The organism is Sphaerisporangium sp. NPDC049002, from assembly GCF_040649355.1.
Taxonomy (GTDB): Bacteria; Actinomycetota; Actinomycetes; order Streptosporangiales; family Streptosporangiaceae; genus Sphaerisporangium.
In genome coordinates this window covers 1-7,547 of sequence record NZ_JBEZFH010000283.1, presented here as the reverse complement: position 1 = coordinate 7,547, position 7,547 = coordinate 1, and the positions used below count along the sequence as shown (strand labels likewise).

Annotated in this window: 5 protein-coding genes and 1 pseudogene; all 6 read left to right on the top strand. The window is 73.1% G+C overall.

Going from position 1 to position 7,547, the window contains the following annotated elements; all coding sequences use genetic code 11:
* The coding region (locus tag AB0B89_RS33265; protein WP_358560695.1) for a penicillin-binding protein 2 at nt 1–1,884 on the top strand (1,884 nt) is incomplete at its 5' end.
* A 41-nt stretch (nt 1,885–1,925) separates the two neighbouring features.
* Nucleotides 1,926–3,443 carry a UDP-N-acetylmuramoyl-L-alanyl-D-glutamate--2,6-diaminopimelate ligase gene (locus AB0B89_RS33260; RefSeq protein WP_358560693.1) on the top strand — a complete coding sequence of 506 codons (1,518 nt, stop codon included), beginning with the start codon at nt 1,926–1,928 and terminating at the stop codon, nt 3,441–3,443.
* A gap of 110 nt (nt 3,444–3,553) precedes the next feature.
* On the top strand, nt 3,554–4,927 hold the full coding sequence (gene murF / locus AB0B89_RS33255; RefSeq protein ID WP_358560690.1) for a UDP-N-acetylmuramoyl-tripeptide--D-alanyl-D-alanine ligase: 1,374 nt from the start codon (nt 3,554–3,556) through the stop codon (nt 4,925–4,927).
* Nucleotides 4,924–5,982, top strand: a complete 1,059-nt coding sequence (gene mraY / locus AB0B89_RS33250; protein WP_358560688.1) for a phospho-N-acetylmuramoyl-pentapeptide-transferase — start codon at nt 4,924–4,926, stop codon at nt 5,980–5,982. Before murF ends, mraY begins: the two co-directional genes overlap by 4 nt.
* Nucleotides 5,979–7,352, top strand: a complete 1,374-nt coding sequence (gene murD / locus AB0B89_RS33245; protein ID WP_358560685.1) for a UDP-N-acetylmuramoyl-L-alanine--D-glutamate ligase — start codon at nt 5,979–5,981, stop codon at nt 7,350–7,352. The genes mraY and murD overlap by 4 nt, the downstream gene beginning before the upstream one ends.
* Nucleotides 7,349–7,547 (top strand): annotated as a pseudogene (locus tag AB0B89_RS33240) (putative lipid II flippase FtsW); the annotation flags it as partial. The gene murD and the pseudogene AB0B89_RS33240, both read left to right, overlap by 4 nt.

Here is a 7,547-nt window from a genome sequence, read left to right as displayed (position 1 = left end):
CCCGGACACGGGCAGTGCCCGCCGGAGCACTCCCTCCTCGACGAACCCGGCCTTGCGCGCGACGGCCTGGCTCGCGACGTTGCCGCCGGCATGGACGGGCCGACCCGCCGCGCGGTGCCCCCCCGTTCCTGGGCGCCCCGGCCCGTGGCCCCGCTGCGCCTCGGCAACCCGGCCCGGCGGATCAACATCGGCCTGATGGGCATGGCCGTCGTGCTGTCGCTGTTCGCCGGACGGCTCGTCCAGCTCCAGGGGCTCGACTCCAAGGTCTTCGAGGCCAAGGCCGCCTCGCTCCGGGTGCGCGAGGAGACGCTGCCCGCGCGCCGTGGCTCCATCACCGACGTCAACGGCCACGCGCTGGCCGTCACGGTGGAGGCCCGCGAGATCTCCGCGGACCCGACCAAGGTGCCGCCCGCCGAGCGCGACCAGGTCGCCACGACCCTCGCCACGGCGCTCGGCGCCGACAGGGCCGACATCGTGGCCAAGCTCTCCCTGCCGAGGACCCACTACACGCTGCTCGCGCGCGACGTCCCCCTCGGCACCGCCAAGAGCGTGCTCGACCTGAAGATCGACGGGGTCGCCGCCGCGCCGCAGTACCGCAGGCTCTACCCGGGCGGGAACCTCGCAGGCGGGCTGGTGGGCTTCGTCGGCGACGCGGGCACCGGCCTGACCGGGTTCGAGCAGACCTACGACAAGCTCCTCGGCGGCAAGGACGGCCGCCAGACCATCGAGATCGGCGGCACCGGGCAGCGCATCCCCATGACGCGGAGCACCCGGCAGGAGCCGGTGGCAGGGCAGGGCGTGCGGCTGACCATCGACCGCGACATCCAGTGGGCCGCGCAGGAGGCGATCGCCAAGCAGGTCAAGGCCGCGGGGGCCCGCAGCGGCAGCGTGATCGTCATGGACGTGCGCAACGGCCAGGTGCTGGCCATGGCCAACGCCCCGGAGGTCGATCTCAACAAGTGGAGGTCGCTTCCCGCCACCGACTGGGGCAACCGGGCGGTGTCGGAGGTCTTCGAGCCCGGCAGCACGAACAAGGTCATCACGGCCGCCGCCGCGCTGGAGGCGGGGGCGGTCAGGCCCGAGACGGTGTTCGAGGTCAAGGACAAGTACCAGTGCGCCGACCGGCTGCTCAGCGACGCCCACCCGCACCCGCCCGAGCATCTGACCTTCACGGGGATCATCGCCGAGTCCAGCAACGTAGGCACGATCATGGCCGCCGAGCGGATCGGCGACCAGTCGCTGTACGACATGCTCAAGGGGTTCGGCTTCGGCGCCAAGACCGGCGGGGGCTTCTACGGCGAGGAGGCCGGGCTGCTCCCCAAGCGCGAGTCGTGGTCGGGGAGCCAGCGGTGCACGATCGCCTTCGGGCAGGGCGTCTCGGTGACGGCCCTGCAGATGGCGAGCGTCTACCAGACCATCGCCAACGGAGGCGTGCGGATCACGCCGCAGATCGTCGCGGGCACGGTCGATCAGCACCACAGGCTCATCCCGGCGAAGGCGCCCAAGCAGACCAGGGTCATCGGTCCCCGTACGGCCAAGGACATCTCGCGGATGCTGGAGGCCGCGGTGAGCGCCGAGGGCAGCACCGGCTCGCTCGCCGCCATCAAGGGATACCGAGTAGCGGGTAAAACCGGCACCGCAATGCGATACGACGAGAACTGCCGAGGGTATTGCGGATATACCGCTACGTTTGTGGGGTTCACTCCCGCGGACGCGCCGCGTCTGGTGGTGCTGGCCGTCATTCAGGCACCCGAGAACGGCCACTTCGGCGGGGAGATCGCCGCGCCTGTGTTCAAGGATGTCATGACGTTCGCGTTGAAGAGCCGAAAGATTCCGCCGACCGGTACGACCGCTCCATCGGTGCGCATGAGCACCGACGGGTGACGGGGGAAGGTACGCTCTCGCCCGTGCGTCCCCCGTCGTCTATGCGTCCCACGGCATGCCCGGTCCGCCCGCTGTCCGGCCTGGCGGCCCTGCTCGGCGCGCCCTCCGGCGGCCCTCGCGCGCCGCTCGCCGCCGTCACCGGCATCACCATCGACTCGCGCCAGGTGCGCCAGGGCGATCTGTACGTCGCGCTGCCCGGCCGCGCCGCCCACGGCGCCGCGTTCTCCGGTGACGCCGTCGCCGGCGGGGCCGTCGCGATCCTGACCGACCCCGCCGGCCGTCCCGCCGCGGTCGCGGCCGGGGTGCCGGTGCTCGTGGTGCCCGACCCGCGCTCCGTGCTCGGCCAGGCGGCCGCCTGGGTGTACGGCCGGCCCGCCGCGGGCGTCGTCGTGCTCGGCGTGACGGGCACCAGCGGCAAGTCGACCACCACGTTCCTGCTGGAGGCGGGCCTGCGGGCCGCGGGCCACCGCACCGGCCTGATCGGCGGCGTGGAGATCCACGTGGGGGACAAGAGCTTCCCGCCCACGCTGACGACTCCCGAGGCCAGCGACCTGCAGGGCCTGTTCGCGCTCATGCGCGAGGAGGGCGTCACCGCCGCCGCCATGGAGGTGTCGAGCCACGCCCTGGCGCTCAAGCGCGTCGACGGCGTCTTCTACGACGTGGCGCTGTTCACCAACCTCTCGCAGGACCACCTCGACTTCCACAGCGACCTCGACGACTACTTCCTGACCAAGGCCCGGCTGTTCACCCCCGAGCTGTGCCGGGTGGGCGTGGTCAACATCGACGACGACCACGGCAGGGAGCTCGTGGGCCTCGCGAAGGTGCCCGTCACCACGTTCTCCGCCCGGGGCGCGCCAGAGGCCGACTGGCGGGCGCAGGACGTGCGTCTCGGCGCCGACGGCAGCACCTTCCGGGTGATCGGCCCCGGCGGCATCGAGGCCGACGTGTCGGTGGCCCTGCCGGGCCCGTTCAACGTCGCCAACACGCTGGGCGCGCTGGTCACCCTCGTGGAGGCCGGGGTGCCGCTGCAGGCCGCCGTGCACGGCGTGGGGACCGTCACCGGCGTCCCGGGCCGCATGGAGCGCGTGCCGGGCACCCGGGGCTTCCAGGCGATCGTCGACTACTCCCACAAGCCGGGCGCCGTCGAGTCGGTGCTGGCGGCGCTGCGCGAGGTCACCTCGGGCAGCCTGATCATCGTCCTCGGGTGCGGCGGCGACCGCGACCGGGGCAAGCGGCCCATGATGGGGGACGCCGCCGCGCGGCTCGCCGACGTGGCGATCCTCACCAGTGACAACCCCCGCACCGAGGACCCTTTGCGGATCCTCGGCGAGATGCTGGAGGGGGCACTCGGCGTGCCCCCGCACGAGCGCGCCCATGTGATCATGGAACCCGACAGGGCCGCGGCGATCGACCTCGCGATCGGCCGGGCCGTACCCGGCGATGTGGTCGTCGTCGCCGGCAAGGGCCATGAGCAGGGTCAGTACATCGACGGTGAAGTGCTGCCGTTCGACGACAGGCAGGTGGTCGCCGAGGCCATCGGCAGACGAGAGCGCATGTGACCGACGGCGTTGTGCGAGGCTGAGCCGGTAGCCCGGCCGGGCGCCCAGGGGCGAGGCGCGGGCCCCCCGCACACCCACGAGCAGCTTGTATGGAAGTAGGGAAGAAACGAATGATCCCGTTGCCGCTGGCAAGGATCGCCGAGATCACCTCGGGTGCCCTCGCGGGCATGGCCGATCCCCGCGCCGTGGTCCGCGGGCCCGTCCTGATCGACTCGCGCGCCGCCGAGCCCGGATCGCTGTTCGTGGCGATCAGGGGGGAGCGGGCCGACGGGCACGACTTCGCCGCCCAGGCATGTGAGGCCGGCGCGGTGGCCGTGCTCGCGAGCCGGCCCGTGGAGGCGCCCTGTCTCATCGTGGGCGACGTCCTCACGGCGCTGGCCGAGCTGGCCACCGCCACGGTCGCCGCGCTGCCGCGCACGACCGTCGTCGGCGTCACCGGGTCGGCGGGGAAGACCACCACCAAGGACCTGCTCGCCAGGCTGACCGCGCTGATCGGCCCGACGGTCGCCCCCGTCGGCTCCTACAACAACGAGATCGGCCACCCCCTCACGGTGCTGAGGGCCGGCGAGGACACCCGGTTCCTCGTCCTCGAACTCAGCGCCCGTTCCGAGGGCCACATCGCCGACCTGGCGCGCATCGCCCCGCCCAAGATCGGCGTGGTGCTCAACGTCGGCACCGCCCACCTCGGCGTGTTCGGCGGCCGCGAGCAGATCGCCAAGGCCAAGGGCGAGCTGGTCGAGGCGCTGCCCGCAGGCGGGGTCGCGGTGCTCAACGCCGACGACCCGCTCGTACGGCCCATGGCCGAACGCACCCAGGCCCGCGTCAGCTGGTTCGGCCGCTCCCCGGGCGCGGGCGTGCGGGCCGAGAACGAGACGATGGACGAGCGTGGCAGGGCGTCGTTCAGGCTGGTGACCCCGTCGGGCGCCGCGGACGTACGGCTGCGCCTCTACGGGGCGCACGCCGTCGAGAACGTCCTCGCCGCCGCGGCGGCCGCGTACGAGCTGGGCCTGCCGGTGGCGACCATCGCCGAGGAGCTCTCGCGCGCCGAGCCGCGCAGCCGGTGGCGCATGGAGGTCACCGACCGGCCCGACGGCGTGACCGTGATCAACGACGCGTACAACGCCAACCCCGACTCCATGCGCGCGGCGTTCCAGACGCTCGGCGTCCTCGGCGGGGAGCGGCGCAGGTTCGCCGTGATCGCCTCGCTGCGCGAGCTCGGGGACGAGAGCGACACGCTGAACGAGGGGGTCGGCCGGCTCGCCGCCGAGGCCGGCCTCACCGGGCTGTGGGTGGTCGGGGAGAATCCCTGGCCGGTCCTCGCGGGCGCCAAGGGGGCTCCGGCCGTCCATGTGCCGGCCGCGGCCGACGCCGCGGCCGAGCTGGCCGCACAGCTGCGTCCAGGGGACGTGGTGCTCGTCAAGGGCCCCCGCGCCGCCGGTCTCGAACGCGTCGCCGAGGCGCTGCTGGGCGGTGATGCCCGATGATGGACGTCCTCGTCGCCGCGGCGGTGGCGCTGCTGCTGTCGATGCTCGGCACCCCTCTGGCGATCAGGCTGTTCAGCCGCCGCGGCTACGGTCAGAACATCCGTGAGGAAGGGCCCTCCGGCCACCACGAGAAGCGCGGCACGCCCACCATGGGCGGCACGGTCCTGGTCATCGCCGCGCTCATCGGGTTCGCCTGCTCCCACCTCGCCACGTGGACGCCGCCCACGGTCTCCGCCGTGCTGGTGCTGTTCCTCATGGCCGGGCTCGGCACGGTCGGCTTCCTCGACGACTTCATCAAGATCTACAAGCAGCGGAGCCTCGGCCTGCGCAGCGGGGCCAAGGCCCTCGGGCAGCTCATCGTCGGCGCCGTCTTCGCGGTGCTGGTGGTCCGGTTCCCGAACGCCTACTCGATCACGCCCGCCGAGACGCGCCTGTCGTTCCTTCGGGACTTCGGGCCGTCGGTCGGCATCGTGGTCTTCACGATCTGGGTCCTCATCATGATCGTGGGCTTCTCGAACGCCGTGAACCTCACCGACGGCCTCGACGGCCTCGCCAGCGGCGCCACCGGCGTCGTCCTCGCGGCCTACGTGCTGATCGGCAACTGGCAGCTCCGCAACAGCTGCCTGAACCAGCTCGGCCCGAGCTGCTACTGGGTGCGCGATCCGCTGGACCTCGCGGTGGTGGCGGCGGCCGTCCTCGGCGCGCTGGTCGGCTTCCTGTGGTGGAACGCCCCGCCCGCGAAGATCTTCATGGGCGACACCGGCTCCCTGGCCCTCGGCGGGGTGCTCGCCGGGCTGGCGATCACCACGCGCACGCAGTTCCTTCTGTTCATCCTCGCCGGCCTGTGCGTCATCATCACCGCCTCGGTCATCATCCAGGTCGGCTTCTTCAAGATGACGGGCAGACGGGTCTTCCGCATGGCCCCGCTCCAGCACCACTTCGAACTGGCGGGCTGGGCCGAGACGACCATCGTGGTCCGCTTCTGGCTGATCGCCATGCTGTGCGCCGCCGCCGGCCTCGGGCTGTTCTACGTCGAGTGGATGCCCAAGCAATGAGCACCGTCTGCGTGGCGGGGCTCGGGGTGTCGGGGATGGCCGCCGCCCGCGGTCTCGCCCGTACGGGCGCGCACGTCATCGTGGTGGAGACCGGAGACGGCGAGCGGCAGCGGGCCGCCGCGGCCGAGCTGGCCGCGCTCGGCGTGGAGGTGCGCTTCGGCGGCGGGCTGCCGCCCGAGGCCGCCATGGTCGTCACCTCGCCGGGCTGGCGTCCCGACCACCCCCTCCTGCTGGAGGCGGCGGCCAGGGGCGTCGAGGTGATCGGCGAGGTCGAGCTGGCCTGGCGGCAGCGGCCCGAGGGCGCCGCCCCCTGGCTGGCACTCACCGGCACCAACGGCAAGACCACCGCGGTGCGCATGCTCACCGCCATGCTGAGGGCCGCCGGGCACGACGCGGCGGCCGTGGGCAACGTCGGCACCCCCATCGTCGAGGCCGTCGGCGGGCCGTACGACGTGCTCGCGGTCGAGCTGTCCAGCTTTCAGCTCCACTGGTCGTCGAGCCTGGCCCCCCGCGCCGCCGCGATACTCAACGTGGCCGACGACCACCTCGACTGGCACGGCTCGATGGAGGAGTACGCCCGCACCAAGGCCCGCGTCTACGAGCGCGCCGAGGTCGTCGTCCACAACGCCGACGACGCGTGGTCGGCCCGCCTGGCCGCGCCGTACGCCGGCGGGCCCGCGCGGGTGGCCGGCTTCACGCTCGGCGTGCCCGCGCGCGGGCAGCTCGGCCTCGTGGAGGATTTGCTCGTCGACCGTGCCTTCGTCGAGGACCCCGACGGGGGGGCCGAGGAGCTCGCGACGCTGGCCGACGTCCGCCCGTTCGCCCCGCACAACGTGGCCAACGCGCTGGCCGCCGCGGCGCTGGCACGCGCGCACGGGGTCCCCGCCGCCGCCGTGCGGCAGGGACTGCTCGACTACGTGCCCGACCCGCACCGCATCGCCCACGTCGCGCGCCTCGCCGAGGTCGACTACGTGGACGACTCCAAGGCCACCAACCCGCACGCCGCCGCCGCGTCCCTGGCCTCCTACTCCACCATCGTGTGGATCGCCGGGGGGCTGCTCAAGGGCGCCGACGTCGACGACCTCGTGCGGCGGGCGGCGGGCCGGTTGCGCGGAGCCGTCCTCCTCGGGGCCGATCGGGCACGAATTCGCCAGGCTCTGGCGCGACACGCGGCGAATGTTCCGGTCGTGGAGGTCGATGGGCAAGACACTGGGGTCATGGACCGTGTCGTCACCGAAGCCGCCAGGCTCGCCTCCCCGGGGGACACCGTGCTGCTCGCCCCCGCCGGCGCGTCGCTGGACATGTTCGCCGACTACGGCGCCCGTGGGGAGGCCTTCGCCCGAGCCGTCCACCGCCTGCGGGCGCGATGAGCGACGTCCCGATCGCGCCGGGGCGCGCGCAGGCCGCCGGGTGGCGGCGCGAGCGGCTGTCCGCCCTCGGCGAGCTGCTGAACCGCCCGCTCACTTCCTACTACCTGGTGCTCGGGTGCAGCGCGCTGCTGCTGGCGCTCGGGCTGATGATGGTGCTGTCGGCCTCCAGCATCGAGGCGCTGCAGAAGACGGGGA

What these genes read in the sequence shown, in the direction of transcription:
- AB0B89_RS33260 (WP_358560693.1), top strand. Translation starts at nt 1,926, where the DNA reads ATGCGTCCCACGGCATGCCCGGTCCGCCCGCTGTCCGGCCTGGCGGCC.
- murF (WP_358560690.1), top strand. Translation starts at nt 3,554, where the DNA reads ATGATCCCGTTGCCGCTGGCAAGGATCGCCGAGATCACCTCGGGTGCC.
- mraY (WP_358560688.1), top strand. Translation starts at nt 4,924, where the DNA reads ATGATGGACGTCCTCGTCGCCGCGGCGGTGGCGCTGCTGCTGTCGATG.
- murD (WP_358560685.1), top strand. Translation starts at nt 5,979, where the DNA reads ATGAGCACCGTCTGCGTGGCGGGGCTCGGGGTGTCGGGGATGGCCGCC.